Origin of the sequence: Nostoc sp. JL34, from assembly GCF_017114945.1 — a bacterium.
Taxonomy (GTDB): domain Bacteria; phylum Cyanobacteriota; class Cyanobacteriia; order Cyanobacteriales; family Nostocaceae; genus Nostoc.
On the sequence record NZ_JABXKQ010000174.1, the window covers coordinates 1 to 16,538 of the forward strand.

The window sequence follows — 16,538 nt, forward strand, 5'->3', positions numbered from 1 at the left end:
ATAGTACAAAAATACTATATAGAGCGATCGCACTGTGCCAGTTGCGTAAGTCCTGGTATTGAGAGTCTCCTGATTTGCAAAACGAGATGTATCTTTTGGTAAATGAACCTCAAAGCTTCGTTGATGAACCTCAAAGCTTTGGCGATGAACCTCAAAGCTTTGTCGATGAACCTCAGAGCTTCGTGAATGAACCTTAAAGCTTCGTGAATGAACCTCAGAGCTTCGTGAATGAGTCTTTAATACTCGTTAACGAGTATTAAAGGCTTTCAATCAGGAATTAGGAATTGCAAGGTTGTTGTTATATTCATAGCCGCGTGTAATCTGCCGCCTTGCCCTGATTTATGCTCACAACTCCCAGCCACACTAACAAGCTTTCCCTCTTTTTGCTTTTCTGCTTCACCCTACTCCTGACTCTCTTCCTCTCTCTACCTTGGGTAAATGCCAAAGAAACCCCCAAACCCAAGCCACAAGTATGGCAGATTAACGGTATCGTTGCTGCCCTTGATGATAAATATGACAAAGTGAAGAAACTCGCTTTTGAGAAATTCAATGAATATGATTTGCAAAATTTGAAAGCGGTAATTCAGAAACCGGAGGTAATTGCTCAGAAAGCTGCCAACATCCTCAAGGATAAATCCGTCAATTGAGGAATATTAGCTTTTATACTTTGAATACTTTAATTGCTTATGGTGCTTTGGTGAAATCATTATAATCTTGGCAAGGATCACAAGTGAGTCCAGTATTAGTTTTAGATCCGATTGTGACATTAATATCAGTCGTAGCTGTATCAGTTATTGCACCTTCTTGGATGCTATCAGAACACTTCACTTTCATAACAATATTAGGAACAGGTTTAGTAGTCACAATTTCACTAGCGATCGCCTTGCAAAAAGCTGATTAATTGGAATGGTTTTCAGGATTTTTACTGGGTTTTTCATCTAGCGAATTTGTGCAAGATTCAAAGCTACAACATAAATACTGAGGCAGAGGATTTTTTATTTGTTATGATTTAATAGTGAAGGCAAACTACTGGAATCAACCAGATACTTTACCCATCTGTGTGACTCTGTAGTATTTGATTGTTGACTTTATAGCCGAGAAATCCTTGAAGAAGAATTCAAAAATCAGAATTCAGGAGTCAGAATAAATTACTAGATGGTTGGAAATCACTACTTTTTTTGACTACCAAATCCTAGATTTTGTGGAGATTTTAAACCAATTTATCCCCTTCATCTTAAGCCAGCTACATTCGCAAGTCATACATAATTCATCATGAATTATCACTACTGACTCCTAAATTCTGTTTTGATAAAATTGAGGCTAATAATTTTAAGTAAACCAAGCAGGGCGCCAGAATAACTACCAAAGCCAACACCTGAGAAAACCAGACCACCGAAATAGTTGAGCGATGAATAGTTTGTTTGGTAATTGGGCCAGCACCCTAAGAAAAAATTCCTTATTGCTGGTTCTTTCAATGGTGCTGCCAACGTTTGGAATTAGTAATTCTGTCTTGGCAGCAGAGCGGATTTATGCATCTTATTCAGCTTTAGAGCTTTCCATTTCAGTCTCCACTTTAGAGAACTACGCCAAAACAGGTGTAATTAACGAAGACTTGGCAGGCTATCAGCAATATCTGCCTCTACAACAGCTTCAAGAATTGCGGCGGATTTTACTTAATCGAGTGAAAGTTAGTCCGGTAGTTGTTTCGCAACTTCTCTACACACCGCAAGGAGAATTTTTGCTGCATCGGTTGGCGCAAGTGATTAAAACCAGTCAACCAGAACCAGGATTGGCTACTTTGCGTTCAGCGCTAATTTTAGCTTCTGGTGAATCGGGAGGGTTGACACTTTTGAATGTGTTGCGTAAATATCCCACCAGCAGCATTCGTCTTGATGTCGCCGAAACTCTGGAAATTGCTACGGAATTAGAGAAACTTGTTAACCAAACCCATCAGGCGATCGCAGCAGTTTCCGAAAAGTCTAAAATAGAAGCTGCTAGCATTTCCCAACCAAATTTCTCGCAATTGCCCGATTTGCAGGTTCCGGGAAAGTTGAAGTCGCAAAAATACACCCTGAAGTTTTTCGATTCAACCCGTAATCGGCTTTTATTGACTGATGTTTACATTCCCAATGTCCAGAATGCTGCACCAATAATTGTAATTTCTCACGGCTTGGGTTTAGACAGCAGTAACTTTCAATATTTAGCCACTCATCTAGCTTCCTACGGATTTGCCGTCGTCGTTCCCAATCATCCTGGTAGTGATGCTAAACAATTGCGTTCTCTGCTAAATGGACGCGCCATTGAAATCGCAGAACCGAGTGAATTTCAAGACCGACCTTTGGACATAACATATATACTGAATCAATTGCAAAAAGGTAATCAATCTGATTCACGGTTTAAAGGTCGGTTAAATCTGCAACAAGTCGGAGTATTTGGTCAATCTTTGGGAGGCTACACAGCCTTAGCTTTAGCAGGCGCTAAAATTAACTTTCAGCAGCTAAAACAAGACTGTCAACCAGCAGCACTGCAAAAAACCTGGAATATGTCTTTACTGCTCCAGTGTCGCGCTTTAGAATTGAGCATCAGCAAGTCTGACAAGGATTATAACCTGCGCGATGAGAGAGTGAAAGCTGCGATCGCAGTTAATCCCATTACTAGTTCTATTTTCGGCAAAGCTGGTTTAAGTCAAATTAAAACTCCAGTGATGATTGTCAGCAGTAGTGATGATACAGTTGCACCAGCTTTATCCGAGCAAATTTTACCTTTCTCCTGGTTAGCAAATTCACCAAAGTATCTCGTCATGCTTGTAGGTGGCACTCACTTTTCCACCATTGGCAATGGCAACCCTGCAAATCAACAAGTAGCATTACCTGCCGATATGATTGGTGATGCTTCTCAAGCACGTCGTTACATGAATGTTTTGAGTTTACCTTTCTTCCAAACATACATTGCAGTCAGGCCGCAATACACACCTTACCTGAACGCCGCCTACACTCAAAGCATTTCTAGTAAGTCGCTTGGGTTGAGTCTCGTCAAGTCATTGAATACAACCGAATTAGCTCAATTGCTGGATACGAAAGGAGACAAACCCGCAAAAAAAAACTCCCCAACACCATAGTCAGTTTCGGATTTTGGATGTTGGATATTGGCGTTGCATTGTTACATGTAATGATTTTTATTTGATTTAAACAGATGTAATTAATAGGAGCATCCCAAAGGTGTAAATTTAATTTTTAGCTCTGTCTGCATGAGACAAAAATATTTATGCTAAAGATTAATTCGTACTTTTACAAAATAGGGATGTTCTCTTTTGTGTTTATAAAATTAGAGTCTCAATTTTCGCTTGGACTTCTTCAATTAACTCTTGTTCAACTTTCTCTACAAACAAAACCTTTCTAGCTTTCCAATCCAGTGATTTTATCTGATCGGCTAACACCACGCCACTGGTGATCATTCCGTCAGGAAGCGGAACTTCAAAGCGAAGACCTTTTTTTTGATTAGTAATTGGACAAATTAAAACTATGGAAGCCATTCGATTGTATTTTAATGGCGACATAACTAAAAAAGGACGATAGCCCATCTGCTCACGCCCTTGAGGTTTTAGTTCAGTATTAAGTGTTTCAGCAATATCTTCAAATGACATTCCTGATGTTTTTAATGCTAATACACGTCGGATAGAATCAGCCGTAATTTGCTTTGCTGTGCCGCAGTCTAACCTAACAATATCACCTCTGTCTGGAATATATGGTTGAACTACCAAACTTCATTCCCCACAGCAGATCCAGTATCTATTTCAGAATGGAAATTATCTGGAGTCATACCTTCCAATAATTCATCAAGGGTATATTTTTTTCGCTGCTGCGGCGTGATTACAATACTATTGCCTGAGACACTGAAAGTTATGTCTGTCCCCTCTTTGAGATTAACTTGTTCAGCCAAAGCTTTGGGAAGTCGAATAGCTAGGCTGTTTCCCCACTTAGCAACAACTGTAGTCATAACTACCTTAAAATAAATGCTTTCTTAGAGAATTTCACACTCAAACATAAAACTTTCGGAGCTTGACGCACCTAATTTTGGACTATTTTACGTATCTACTTTGAATATACCATAATTTGTATTTTCGCTATGTTACGGAAGCCTTGCCGCGCCACTACACCATCTTCTAGTTATTTGCACTTACCTTAATTACTATAAAAACCATAACCAGCACAGATATATGCGATCGCATTCAGACTTCTCGGCATATACTTTAAAGAAATGTCACATTTAATTACGTTATTGTAAAAATCAGCTTTACATAAGTTCAGTTATGAGCCAGCCTGAATATACTACAGCCCAAGCAACAGCCCTGACTAACCACGATCGCAAACCTATTCACATACCTGGCTCTATTCAAGCTCATGGCGTTCTCCTGGCACTCAGTACTCAGCTAGAGATACTGCAAGTTAGCAACAATACCCAAACATACTTGGGCAAAGAGCCAGAATATTTGCTCAGTAAGCCATTGAGCTATTTGCTTGACCCTCAGCAAGTGGAAATTGTCAAGCAGTGCTTGGTGAAAAAAATTGGCAGTGCTAATGCTTTTAAAGTATTAATAAACACTTTTAATAATGAACGATACTTTGATGCTATTGCTCATCGTACAGAAGAGGCTGTGATTCTGGAGCTAGAACCGACGGACTCTGAATTGGAAGTGAGTTTCTTAAGCTTCCATGCTTTGGCAAGTGAAGCGATCGCAAAAATGCAAAGCACATCCAATCTGGGAGAATTTTTGCATTTGGTGGCTGAAGAAGTCCAAAAAATCATCGGTTTTGATCGGGTGATGGTCTATCAATTTGACGAGTCAGAAGCGGGTTCTGTTGTTGCAGAAGTTAAACGGGAAGATTTATCACCTTATTTAGGACTCCATTATCCCGCTACAGACATTCCAGCGCAGGCTAGGGAGTTATACACGCGCTGCTTTCTCCGATTTCTCCCCGATTTGACTGCCGAACCTGTCAAACTAGTTCCAACGGAAAATCCGACAACACATCAGCATCTTGACTTAAGCTACTGTCTGCTACGGAGTTTTGATTGGTGTTGTACTGAATATCATCAAAATATGGGGGTGAAGGCTCTTTTGGTGATTTCAATTATTCAAGAGCAGAAGCTTTGGGGATTAATATCCTGCCACCATCAAACACCAAAGTATATTTCTTACGAAGTCCGCAAGATGTGCGAATTTTTGGGACAGATTGCATCTTCAGAATTAGCACACAAAATTAGTAACTCGGAATGGGATTATAAGGTAAAACTCAAATCGCTACAGTCTGAGTTTCTAGAATCTATTTCTCAGGCAGACAATTTCATCGATGCTTTAATTAAAACAGAAATCCGCTTGCTCGATCTTGTTAGTGCCTCTGGAGCGGCGGTTTGTCTGGATAATGAAATTACCCTGGTGGGAACAACACCGAATATTGATGAAGTTCGGGCGCTCATTGAATGGGCGGATACCCAAGTTAATGACAACCTGTTTTCCACTGATTCTCTGCCGAAGCTTTACTCAGAGGCGGTGAAATTTAAAGATACTGCTAGTGGTTTGTTGCTACTGCGGATTTCTAAAGTCCGGCGCTATTACATCCTTTGGTTTCGCCCTGAAGTTATCCAAACGGTACACTGGGCAGGAAATCCCAACGAATCCATGCAAGCTCAGGCTGATGGTAGCTTTAGCTTGTCTGTGCGAAAATCCTTTGAACAATGGCAAGAAACGGTTAGATTAACTTCTCTACCTTGGAAAGCTTGTGAACTTGACAGTGCGATCGCTCTGAGGAATGCGATCGTTGGTATTGTCCTCTCGAAGGCGGATGAATTAGCTAAAATCAACCTGGAGTTAGAACGCAGCAACCAAGAACTAGCATCCTTTGCCTACGCGGCTTCCCATGACCTCAAGGAACCTTTGCGGGGTATTTATAATTTCTCAATGGTGCTGCTAGAAGACTATAGTCAAGTATTAGATGATGACGGAATTGAGTGCTTGCAAACAGTAGTCTCCTTGTCTGTACGCATGGAAACTCTGATTAATGCTCTACTGCGACTCTCGCAATTAGGACAAGCACAACTGCGCTTGCAAGCAACTGACCTCAACGAATTACTCACTAAAGTAATTGATGTTTTTCGTGCTAGTCGCCAAGACTCTGGGCTTGTGGATATTCGCATTCCTCGGCCTTTACCAACAGTTTTGTGTGACCGAGTGCTGGTTAATGAAGTCTTCAGTAATCTGCTTGGTAATGCGTTCAAATACAACGAGAAAGCAGAACAATGGGTTGAGATTGGCTACTTTTCTCAAGAAGAGGCAGAGGGGCAGGGGAGCAGGGAGCAGGGAGCAGGGAGCAGGGAGCAGGGAGCAGGGAGCAAGGGAAAAGAGTTTTCCCCTCTGCACCCCGCACCCCGCCCCTCTGCCTCTTCCCATGCCCCATGCCTAATCTTTTATATCCGCGATAACGGTATTGGAATTCCAGAGCATCACCTAGAAACCATCTTTAGATTATTTAAGCGGCTCCATTCTCAGGAAAAGTATGGTGGAGGAGCAGGTGCAGGACTAGCTATTGTTAAGAAGATTGTTGAGCTTCATAACGGTAAAATTTGGGTTGAATCTACCATAGGCATTGGCTCGATGTTCTATTTTACGCTGGAATAGTTTAAGATAATGACTAAATATGTATTTTTGTTAAGTTCTTTTAAGACTACGAATGACAAAAAAACTTCATGAACCGCTGCTCGTTGTTGAGGACAGCAATGAAGATTTTCGGATGCTACAACGTCTAATGCGGCGGATGTCCGTCCAGAATCCCATACACCGTTGTACTAATGGGGATGAGGTTTTAGACTTCCTCTATAAATTGGGGAACGATGCCTACACTAAAGGCGAAGACCCACCCAATTCTAAAGTAGCATTACGACCCTCTGTGATCTTGCTCGATCTGAATTTGCCAGGTATTGATGGCCGTGACATTTTAGATCGGCTCAAGCAAGACAAGAGTTTCAAGGGAATCCCCATCGTTGTTTTTACCACATCATCTAACCCCAAAGATATTGAATTGTGCTATCAAAAGGGCGCAAATGGATATCTGGTAAAGCCGATGGATGCTCAGGAACTAAAAAAGACGATTCAGGCTTTTGTGGACTACTGGCTTGAAGCTAATATACCGCCTGTGTTGGAGTAATTTGTTTATTACTTTGTTGATCAGGTAGTAGGGACAATAGCATAACAAAGGAGACGGCTCAGAGGACACAGCGACATTTTCCTCTTTGAGTCACTGTGTCTGCTTGTCTCTGCTAGATGTGTTTTCCCCATCTTCCTGTTTTTCCTACCGTTTTCGACTGCTTGAATTGCTTTAGAATTCCTAAAGAATTTAGATTTTATTTATATTTATTTTATATTATTTTTAGAATTATGCAAGACAATACTATCTGGATAAAAGGGATCTATATGGCTCCCTGATCCTCATAACCTTATGTTGGACACATGGACGCTACTTATCATCGATGATTGTGCCGCAGATCGGAAAATCTATCGTCGATATCTTTTGAAAGATCCGCACCAGTCCTACCAGATTTTGGAGGCAGACTGTGCAGAAGAAGGACTTGCTTTGTGCCGAAAAGTCCGCTGCGATGTTATTCTGCTGGATTTTTGCCTACCTGATATGAGCGGGTTAGAACTCTTCGATCAGATGCAACAGGAGATATTTAAGACTTCTGTGCCCGTGATTATGTTGACAGGGCGTGGCGATGAAGAGATCGCTGTGCAAGTAATGAAACGGGGGGCTTTGGATTATTTAGTCAAGCAACACCTGACACAGGATGTACTGCAACTAGCAGTCCGCAACGCCATCAAGCAATCGTGCTTGCAAGCCCAACTCCAGAAAACTCAGGAGAGACAGCGCCTAATTGCCACGACTGCTTTACGAATTCGCCAGTCTCTTAACCTAGAGCAAATTTTAAATACAGCCGTAGCCGAGGTACAACAACTTCTGAAGTGCGATCGCGTGATGGTGTATCAGTTTACCCCAGATACAGATGGTAAAATAGTTGCCTCATCAGTTGAGTCATACCTGACTGTAGCATTGTGCGATCGCGTTGGGGCTGGCGAAAAGGGGACAAGGGGACAAGGGAGACAAGGAGACAGGGCACTGATGACTAGGGAAGAGTTTTCCCAATCCCCATTACCTCCAGAGGGGGCCCCACCTTCCCCAATGCCTTATATCGATGAACTTGGCTTGTGTAATTGTCTCAGCCTCAAAGAACAATTTAATACTAAGGGAAATCTGGTGGTTCCCATTGATCTGAGCAACAATGGGAATCCAAATCCCAAGCTTTGGGGTTTATTGATTGCTCACTATAATTCTGGAGAACGACACTGGCAAACTGATGATGCCCAAATGCTCAATGAAGTTTCGGTGCAATTAGCGATCGCAATTCAACAGGCGGAGTTATTAGCCCAAACTCAAGCAGCCCTTGCCAAAGAAAAGCAACTTAATGTATTTAAATCTCAAATCATTGCAACGGTTTCCCATGAGTATCGAACGCCTCTAACTTCAATTCTGGCTGCTGCATCAACTTTGGTAAAACATAGCCAGCAATTGGATGAGTCTAAACAAGAGCGGTTCTTGGGAATCATTGAACAGAAAGCAAGGTATATGTCCAAACTCGTGGATAATATGCTTCTGGTTAACCAATTTGAACTGGAAAAACCCAAGTTTAAACCAATCTCATTAGATTTACTACAATTTTTTTCTAACCTCATAGAACAAGAGCGAGAAACAACTGGCGATCGCTACGAATTGATTTTTAAAATTACTGGGAATAATCAGGGATTTTGGGGCGATCGCGGACTTTTAGAGCAAATTTTTATTAACTTAATATCCAATGCAATTAAGTACTCTCCAGATGGGGGTACTGTGGAATTCCACCTCATCAGTAATGAATCAGAAGTCATCTTTTCTATTAAAGATCAGGGAATTGGTATCCCGCTGGCAGATCAAGAAAATTTGTTTCAATCCTTCAGTCGTGCAAGTAACGTGGACACAATTCCTGGTACAGGCTTAGGGCTAGCGATCGCTAAAGCTTGCGTCGAGTTACATGGTGGCAATATTACCTTATCCAGTGAAGTAGGGCAAGGAACTAAAGTTACAGTCAGCTTACCGAAGTTATACCCAATGGGTCAACTGTCCCCATCATCAACTTGATCTGTAGCAGTTTGGTTATCAGTTCTCAATTAATTTCCATATTTAAAAGCTTGTCATTACCTACATTTTTATAATAGTCAAAGTATCGCGCTGACCGACATTTAGCCCAAAAATTCCGAGAATGTTTTAAAAGGATTAAGCGATATAATTCGCTATTACACAAGCAAAGTCATCTACCTGGACTAACGCAAAATCAAGGGCTTACTAACCTGCAAAGTCAGCTACAGTCTCGTGTAGCTGCAACTTAAATTTGCCATGACTAGCAATAAATTAGACTTATAAGCAGTAATTTTAATCAGAAATACACTTGTTTCACATGAGTTTCATATGAGTTTATTTTAGGATACTCATTTGATACTATTTGCTCTAAATAAATAATTTTACTTAGCATTATAGCCAGATATATGTTTCTGACTCCCACTCGCTTGATATTTTTTTGTTGATATTACTAACTAGTAAATTTTAGAGGGATAAATATGACAACTCAAACGAGCAAATCAGATAAAACTGTAATTATCACAGGAGGGAACAAAGGATTAGGTTATTACTGTGCGAAAGCGATCGCAACATTAGACCCAAATTCCCATGTGATTATTGCTAGCCGCAACCAAAAAGAAGCGGCTTTGTCTGTCAAACGATTGATAGCCCAGACAGGTAACAAGTCGATAGAAGCATTACCGTTGGATCTTGCCTCCACAACATCAATCCGCACTTTTGTCAAAGATTTCGCAGCAAGCAATCGCCCTCCTTTGCGTGCGATCGTGTGTAATGCAGGTATACAAGTTGTCACTGGCACAACTTACACCGAAGATGGTTTTGAAACCACTTTTGGAGTCAATCACCTTGGACATTTTCTGCTAGTCAATCTCTTACTTAGACACTTAGTTTCTCCAGCCCGAATTGTATTTGTCACTAGCGGTACGCATTTCCCCAACTCCAGTCCAAATCAAACCCTGAGTATGCCTTCTCCTGAGTATCGCAATGCCAAATTACTAGCATTTCCTGATTTAGCTTCCACTCAAAAAGAGGAGGATGCTTATACAATCGGCAGGCGACGCTATACCACCTCAAAGCTTTGTAATATTTTATGCGCTTATGAGTTATCACATCGTCTTCAGTTTCAGGGATACAGTACCCAGCAGCACCCAATTACCGTGAATACCTTCGATCCTGGACTTATGCCAGGTACAGGAATAATCCGTGACTATGACCTAATCAAGCGTTTTGCATGGACTTTTCTTTTGCCAGGATTCCGCCTTTTTGCACCATACGTAAACACACCTAACAAATCTGGAAAAGACCTTGCCAAACTGATTCTTGACCCGGAATTCGCAGGAGTTACAGGCAAATATTTTGTTGGTCTGCGGCAAGTCCCATCTTCTCAAGAATCTTATGATCGAAAGAAAGCCCTAGAACTATGGGAAACCAGCATTGAACTAGTCAACCTCACTCCTAATCAAAACCACGGATATAAATTAATGCTTAATTAAGCCTTGATTGCCAAATATTAATACTTTGAGCATTAAATGAGTATTTAATAGAATTTAGAAGCTGTAAGTATTGATTTTGTGTTATTTCAAGGTTTTCTCAACTTAAACAAGCCATTTGACTGGACTTCCCACGACTGCGTAGCGCGGGTGCGAAAATTGTTGCGCCTCAAACGTGTAGGACATGCGGGAACCTTAGATCCAGCCGCTACAGGGGTTTTACCGATCGCACTTGGTAAAGCCACAAGATTATTGCAATATCTCCCAGAAAACAAAGCTTATAAGGCTACCATTCGCCTGGGTGTGCGGACTACAACCGATGATTTAGAAGGTGAAATCATTAATTCTCAACCTTGTGCTGGATTGAGTTTGGCAGAGGTAAAAACTGCACTAGCACAATTTGAAGGCAAAATTGAGCAAATACCACCGAATTACAGTGCAATTCAAGTGGATGGGAAACGCCTCTACGATTTAGCACGTAAAGGTGAAATAGTGGAAGTTCCAGTGCGGACAGTGGAAATTTTTCACACAGAAATTTTGGATTGGAGAGAAGGAGATTTTCCCGAATTGGATGTGGCGATCGCCTGTGGATCTGGTACATATATAAGAGCGATCGCTCGTGACTTAGGTGCAATCTTAAAAACTGGTGGCACTCTTGCGGCTTTGATCCGCACTCAAAGCAGTGGTTTCGATTTAACAGATAGTCTCACTTTGACCGACTTAGAAACTAAACTGCAAGCCGGGACATTTCAACCTTTTGCCCCTGATAAAGCCTTACAACATTTGTTATCTGTTACTTTACCAGCAACATCTGCTCAAAAATGGTGTCAAGGTCAGCGAGTTTCTCTAAATTCTGATGTTAGTGGGATAGTGCGAGTTTATGAAGAAGAGACTCGTTTTTTGGGTGTTGGACAATTACAAGATGAAGTGTTGATTCCTCAAATGGTTTTTGAACCAATTTCTTAAAGCTATTGTTCTAAGTAAGTGGGCGTGAATAATTAAATTGCGTAACATAGTTTGATTTATTCTAGCCCACTTACCAAGAATCGTAGGTTGGGTTGAGCAACAGCGAAACCCAACAAAGCCTTGATAATGTTGGGTTTAGTAAAAAGGCTTCGGGGCGCGAGGTGTTAAACCAAATAACTCGTATTGGGTACGATCGCAAAGAAGGCATACTCATACCAAGCAGTCCAGATGAAACTGCGAATCCATCGCTGACGCTTTTCGGGACTCAATTCATATTCAAATGCCCCACGAGATACATCAATAGAAGATAGGTGAGAGTTGCAACCACAGCCGTGTTGATAAGTAAAACCGTATTTGGAGGCAATACTTTGCACCTTCATTTGAATAGCAAACACCTTACCTGCATGGAGTATGGCATCCCAAGAACGTTTGTGTTCGATATCGCGTTTATCAAATCGTAAGGCACGTTCTTCAAAAACATGATCGCGGTAAATTGGTGCTAAATGCACATGATAAAAGCTGGCTGGTAGTTCATAACCAAACTCGTTGAATAAATCTATGCCAATGTGAGCCACTTTTATTTCATCAGCATAATCTGCCCCTTTGGACTCCACATCATGGAGAATTTCTGCAAAGTTCGGATAGCTGTGTTTAAGAAAGTCTTGCCCAAAAAAGTCAAGGGTTTCCCATGCCAGTTGTGCAAATAGCTGGGAGAATGACGGTATTAAGTGAGCTAGTTGGGGGCGATCGCTAAATAAGTCAACATCACCATGTTCTAATTTGTATAGAAACAACTGTGCCATCTCAACATAGTTTTGGGGATGGGAAAGTCCGACACTCGTGGTTCCTCTAGCTATGTCTTGCCACGTAGAAGGTAGTTGAGAAACATGAACCGCATTTTCTCCAGCAATGACTGCAACAGGAGGACATTCGAGAAGTTGCATCGACAATCTCCTTTAAGACTTTAATGTGTAATTTACCTTAAGCGATCGCTGTATCTATCTTCTGAACACAATTAAAAATGTTTGACAGACTGTCTTTTGACAGCAAACACAATTTCATTGATAATTTTTGGGGCACTGCTTATTTCTCTCTTGCTCTCCTCAAAGAATTTTCTTCAGGCTCCTGCAATTTTCTTATATATTTTCTCTCCTTTAATTATCTCCTCATAGTACCGCTCATAAGGGGTGAACCTGATTGATTCTTGTCGTCCTAAACCTAAAATACCAAAGGTGCAAAGACTATTATAAAAGAGTTCGTGTACCCGCTTTTGAAGTACCTGATTGAAATAGATGAGGACGTTACGACAAAGGATGACATTAAACTCATTAAAAGAACTATCAGTTGCCAAATTATGCTGGGCAAAAACAACATTTTCTCTTAGAGAGGCTCGAAAAATAGCATTATCATAAGCTGCTGTATAATATTCTGAAAAAGACTTCTTGCCGCCAGCTTTCAGATAAAGCTGAGTATATTCCTGCATCAATTTGAGGGAGAAAATCCCACTTTTGGCATTTTGTAATACCTTATCGTTAGTATCAGTGGCATAGATACGGCAACGGTGGTAAAGTCCTTCTTCTTGCAGTAAAATTGCCATTGAGTAGACTTCTTCGCCAGTGGAACATCCAGCGTGCCAGATGCGAATAAATGGATAGGTTTGCAAGAAGGGGATAACTTGATTTCTGAAGGTGTTATAAAAGCTGGGATCGCGAAACATTGATGTTACATTCACCGTCAGAGCAAGCAAAAATCGTTCTAAATAGGTACGGTTGTGGAGTAACCGCTCTTGCAATGCAGAAACATTAGCTAACCCCTCTAACTGCATGAAGCTCTGAATGCGGCGTTTGAGTGAGGAAATAGCATAATTGCGAAAGTCATAACCGTAGTACTGATACACCCCTTCCAAAAGCAGATGTATTTCGATGTCCTCTAAGATCGGTTTGGGCAGAGGCATAATATTTTCTAATTTATAATGACTAATTTATAATGACTAATTCATAATTATTACCCCACCAATAAATGGGCTTTTTTAAATAATGATGCTAAATTTTGGGTAATTTCCATAAATCGATTTAGTTGCTCATTAATAGCAATTAGGGATTATCAATTAATAATTATTTTATCCTATAGCAATTCTAGATAGGTCATAAACGAGAAATAATCAGAACAACTAGCGTACTCCTACAGATAAGTAAGCTACGCCCAGCAAATACACCATAAGGACACAAGTTACAGGTACTCCTGCCAAGAAACAAGTTACGCGCAGCAGACGTACCAGAAGAAAGAAATAGAGAAGACATTTACAAACAATTTAGCATTGCTGTAAAACCTAAGAAGATTTTACGCCTCAAGTAGCTTGCTGAATCAATTAAACTTGATGATAATGCTACTACTTATGGGTTTTATTTTAACCAAGTACTGTTAATCCTAAAACAGCGATCGCAATTATTGAAATCCCAGCTAGCCATCTGACCTGATAGCGGAGATTTTTAATCTCTTGGCTCAGATTTTCTGCCTGTGGTATAGAATATGGTTCCAGTTCTGTAACTTCGATGGCTACTTGTTGGGGTGTATTGGGAGGTTTTTTAAAAGAGACTTGCGTATGTAGCCAATTAGTAATCAGTTGAGGACAGTTTTTCTTAAACCAATTTAAAGCTAAGATTTTAAAAACAGGTTTGGACATTCGGGCAATTAATTTCATCACCCTGTTTAAAGGCTTTGAGCGAAGCTTTTGATTGATCAGATTGACTGAACCAACATCATAGAGACAATCCAGAATTAGTTTCACAGTGGCTTCTTCACTGTTAATTAAGTTTTGCAGTAAAAGCAGAACATCATGCATACGCTCTGCTTCAATATACTTTTCTGCCAAGTTTTCTGGAGGACTTGCTAAAGGACTTACGGTTGTATTTAGAGTGTTTTGTCTTACTATCGTCATATTGGTAACATAGCAGCCATAATAATGTCAGTACACCTATCTACCGAGAGAAAGATTTTTTATCTAGAGAGAGAACCTAAAAGCCAAAATTTGTTTGTGAGAGAGATGATCATATCGTGTCTGTAAAAAAGCTATTTGTCTAGTTTCTATGAATCTTTTATGTAGTGTTGGGTAAATAAAGTTTTTTATGAAGATGCTAATACCTCAATTTGTGAAACAACTCGTTCTAATTCCTCAATAATTACAGTGGTTCCAGTCTTTCTGAAGGCATCTACAAGCGCCCGATAATACCAAAGAGTACCTTCTTTACGCCCCTGAAAACGTTCCCAAAGTGATTCGCCTAAAACGCGATAATCTTTGAGAATAGACTGGGCGTTGTAAAGTTTATCTGCTGATGACACGAGTAGAACTGATGGGGAAGCCGTAGGAATATGAGCAATGTATGCTTCCTTGCGCTGACGCCAAGGGGGTTTTGGAGTTGTATCAGCGTCAGTACAACCATCTACAATTGCAGTTACATTGTCACCAAAGCGACGGCGAATTTCTTCTCGTGTTGCAGCGCCACCTTGGTCTTCGATCGCATCGTGTAAGAGAGCTGCGATCGCTTCATCTTCATTTGCGCCGTATTCTAAAGCAATACTGGCGACACCTAATAAATGGGCAACGTAGGGGACACCTGAACCTTTACGAACTTGGTTGGCGTGCAGTTGGGTGGCGTAAGTGAGAGCTGCGGTAAAGCGTTCTGAGAGCATTGTTTGGAAGGAATAATGTAGATGCGTAACAGCTTGTAGTCGAATAGCAATGATGTTAATATCAATTTTATAACAAACCGCCCCAGACACAGAGAACGCAAAGCAGGAGAGGGGTACAGAAGTAATTGAATCTCAGCCTAAAATTGAGATATCTATCAAGCTTGCTATGAGATCATCATGACCAGCGAAAAAATAACGGTGCAGTCTTTGTATACTGTCACTGATGAAGAATTAATGCTGATGAGTTCGCAAAACCCAGAACTGCGGTTTGAACGCAATGCTAATGGAACGTTAGAAACTATGCCCGCAACTGGTGGAATTTCTGGTAATCGAGAAATAAAAGCAGGAGCCTATTTGTTGAATTGGGTAGAAAGTCAGGATTTAGGTGAAGTTTTTAGTTCAAGTACAGGTTTGAGATTAGCAAATACTGCTGTCAGAGCGCCTGATGCGGCTTTTGTGGCTAAAGGACGTTTGCCAGAAGGTTGGGATGAAGAAGACAAATTTATTAATTTAGCACCCGATTTTGTAATTGAAATTCGTTCTAAAAATGATAGCTTGGCAAAACTCAAAGCCAAGATGGAAGAATATATTGCTAATGGTGTTCAATTAGGATGGTTAATTGATAGTAAAAATCAACAAGCTTTAGTTTATCGCCGAGATGGTTTAATTACTCAATATCCGGCTACGGCAATATTAAGCGGTGAAGATGTTGTGCCTGGGTTGATGCTGCCTTTGAAAAAATTATTGTAAGAGGATGTTTGAAAAGTTTTTTTTGGTAATATCTAAGCCTCGAAAACCTAACCCCCCAGCCCCCTTCCCTACAATAAAATGGGGGTTTAAAAGCTTCTTGACCTTTCCGGGAGAGGAATAGAAGCGGGGTTTTGAATATACTTTGCAACTTTTCAAACAACCTCTAAGAGCGATGCCCACATCTTGCTACGCCTACACACTTTATACCCATTTAATATGACTATGCGTCAAAATAAAATTTGATTATAAAGTAAGCTGCAAACTTTTTTTATTAAACATATTTTAGCAATAAGTAGGTGGGCATAAAAAAACCAGACTATGTAAAGATAAGTAAATACAGAGAATGCATCGACATGAGGTGACTTATATATGGGCGCTCGTTTAAGAGTATTTCTAACTCGTGAGCAAGATCAAACTCTGT

At 40.6% G+C, this 16,538-nt stretch carries 15 protein-coding genes; 9 read left to right on the plus strand and 6 right to left on the minus strand.

The genetic code is table 11. The annotated features are described in order from the left end of the window. Positions 1–341: 341 nt before the first annotated feature. The 3 genes from HWQ44_RS31225 (at position 342) to HWQ44_RS31235 (ending at position 3,118) form a co-directional block, all read left to right on the plus strand. The gene (locus HWQ44_RS31225; protein WP_292726008.1) at positions 342–647 is read left to right on the plus strand and encodes a hypothetical protein; all 306 of its coding nucleotides are present in this window, start codon (positions 342–344) and stop codon (positions 645–647) included. Between the two features lie 83 nt (positions 648–730). After that, entirely contained in the window at positions 731–901 is a 171-nt protein-coding gene (locus HWQ44_RS31230) for a hypothetical protein (protein WP_292726010.1), read from the plus strand. A gap of 573 nt (positions 902–1,474) precedes the next feature. Then, the gene (locus HWQ44_RS31235) at positions 1,475–3,118 is read left to right on the plus strand and encodes an alpha/beta hydrolase (RefSeq protein WP_292726012.1); all 1,644 of its coding nucleotides are present in this window, start codon (positions 1,475–1,477) and stop codon (positions 3,116–3,118) included. 198 nt (positions 3,119–3,316) lie between these two features. Here HWQ44_RS31235 and HWQ44_RS31240 read toward each other — a convergent pair whose 3' ends face one another. Both HWQ44_RS31240 and HWQ44_RS31245 read right to left on the minus strand, forming a co-directional pair. Then, positions 3,317–3,760 (minus strand): type II toxin-antitoxin system PemK/MazF family toxin, encoded by a 444-nt coding sequence (locus tag HWQ44_RS31240; RefSeq protein WP_292726014.1) that lies wholly within the window; start codon positions 3,758–3,760, stop codon positions 3,317–3,319. After that, positions 3,754–3,996 carry an AbrB/MazE/SpoVT family DNA-binding domain-containing protein gene (locus HWQ44_RS31245; protein WP_094329119.1) on the minus strand — a complete coding sequence of 81 codons (243 nt, stop codon included), beginning with the start codon at positions 3,994–3,996 and terminating at the stop codon, positions 3,754–3,756. Before HWQ44_RS31245 ends, HWQ44_RS31240 begins: the two co-directional genes overlap by 7 nt. A gap of 313 nt (positions 3,997–4,309) precedes the next feature. Between HWQ44_RS31245 and HWQ44_RS31250 the strand changes: the two genes are divergently transcribed. The 5 genes from HWQ44_RS31250 (at position 4,310) to truB (ending at position 11,677) form a co-directional block, all read left to right on the plus strand. Beyond that, positions 4,310–6,676: an ATP-binding protein gene (locus tag HWQ44_RS31250; protein WP_292726017.1), complete on the plus strand. Its 2,367-nt coding sequence runs from the start codon at positions 4,310–4,312 to the stop codon at positions 6,674–6,676. A gap of 52 nt (positions 6,677–6,728) precedes the next feature. Beyond that, on the plus strand, positions 6,729–7,202 hold the full coding sequence (locus tag HWQ44_RS31255; RefSeq protein WP_292726019.1) for a response regulator: 474 nt from the start codon (positions 6,729–6,731) through the stop codon (positions 7,200–7,202). Positions 7,203–7,493: 291 nt separating this feature from the next. Next, complete coding sequence (locus HWQ44_RS31260) at positions 7,494–9,224, plus strand: ATP-binding protein (protein ID WP_292726021.1); 1,731 nt, start codon at positions 7,494–7,496, stop codon at positions 9,222–9,224. A 476-nt stretch (positions 9,225–9,700) separates the two neighbouring features. Further along, complete coding sequence (locus tag HWQ44_RS31265) at positions 9,701–10,714, plus strand: SDR family NAD(P)-dependent oxidoreductase (protein ID WP_292726023.1); 1,014 nt, start codon at positions 9,701–9,703, stop codon at positions 10,712–10,714. A gap of 78 nt (positions 10,715–10,792) precedes the next feature. Beyond that, complete coding sequence (truB, locus tag HWQ44_RS31270; RefSeq protein ID WP_292726025.1) at positions 10,793–11,677, plus strand: tRNA pseudouridine(55) synthase TruB; 885 nt, start codon at positions 10,793–10,795, stop codon at positions 11,675–11,677. A gap of 164 nt (positions 11,678–11,841) precedes the next feature. On the opposite strand, the gene HWQ44_RS31275 is transcribed toward truB, so the two are convergent. The 4 genes from HWQ44_RS31275 to HWQ44_RS31290 all read right to left on the minus strand — a co-directional run bounded on the left by HWQ44_RS31275 (position 11,842) and on the right by HWQ44_RS31290 (position 15,367). Then, positions 11,842–12,621 (minus strand): hypothetical protein, encoded by a 780-nt coding sequence (locus HWQ44_RS31275; protein ID WP_292726026.1) that lies wholly within the window; start codon positions 12,619–12,621, stop codon positions 11,842–11,844. Between the two features lie 173 nt (positions 12,622–12,794). Further along, positions 12,795–13,631, minus strand: a complete 837-nt coding sequence (locus HWQ44_RS31280; protein ID WP_292726027.1) for a protein-glutamate O-methyltransferase CheR — start codon at positions 13,629–13,631, stop codon at positions 12,795–12,797. A 453-nt stretch (positions 13,632–14,084) separates the two neighbouring features. Further along, positions 14,085–14,615 (minus strand): hypothetical protein, encoded by a 531-nt coding sequence (locus HWQ44_RS31285; RefSeq protein WP_292726028.1) that lies wholly within the window; start codon positions 14,613–14,615, stop codon positions 14,085–14,087. A gap of 185 nt (positions 14,616–14,800) precedes the next feature. Further along, the gene (locus tag HWQ44_RS31290) at positions 14,801–15,367 is read right to left on the minus strand and encodes an HD domain-containing protein (protein ID WP_292726030.1); all 567 of its coding nucleotides are present in this window, start codon (positions 15,365–15,367) and stop codon (positions 14,801–14,803) included. A gap of 177 nt (positions 15,368–15,544) precedes the next feature. Between HWQ44_RS31290 and HWQ44_RS31295 the strand changes: the two genes are divergently transcribed. Further along, positions 15,545–16,117, plus strand: a complete 573-nt coding sequence (locus tag HWQ44_RS31295; protein ID WP_292726032.1) for a Uma2 family endonuclease — start codon at positions 15,545–15,547, stop codon at positions 16,115–16,117. Positions 16,118–16,538 lie beyond the last annotated feature (421 nt).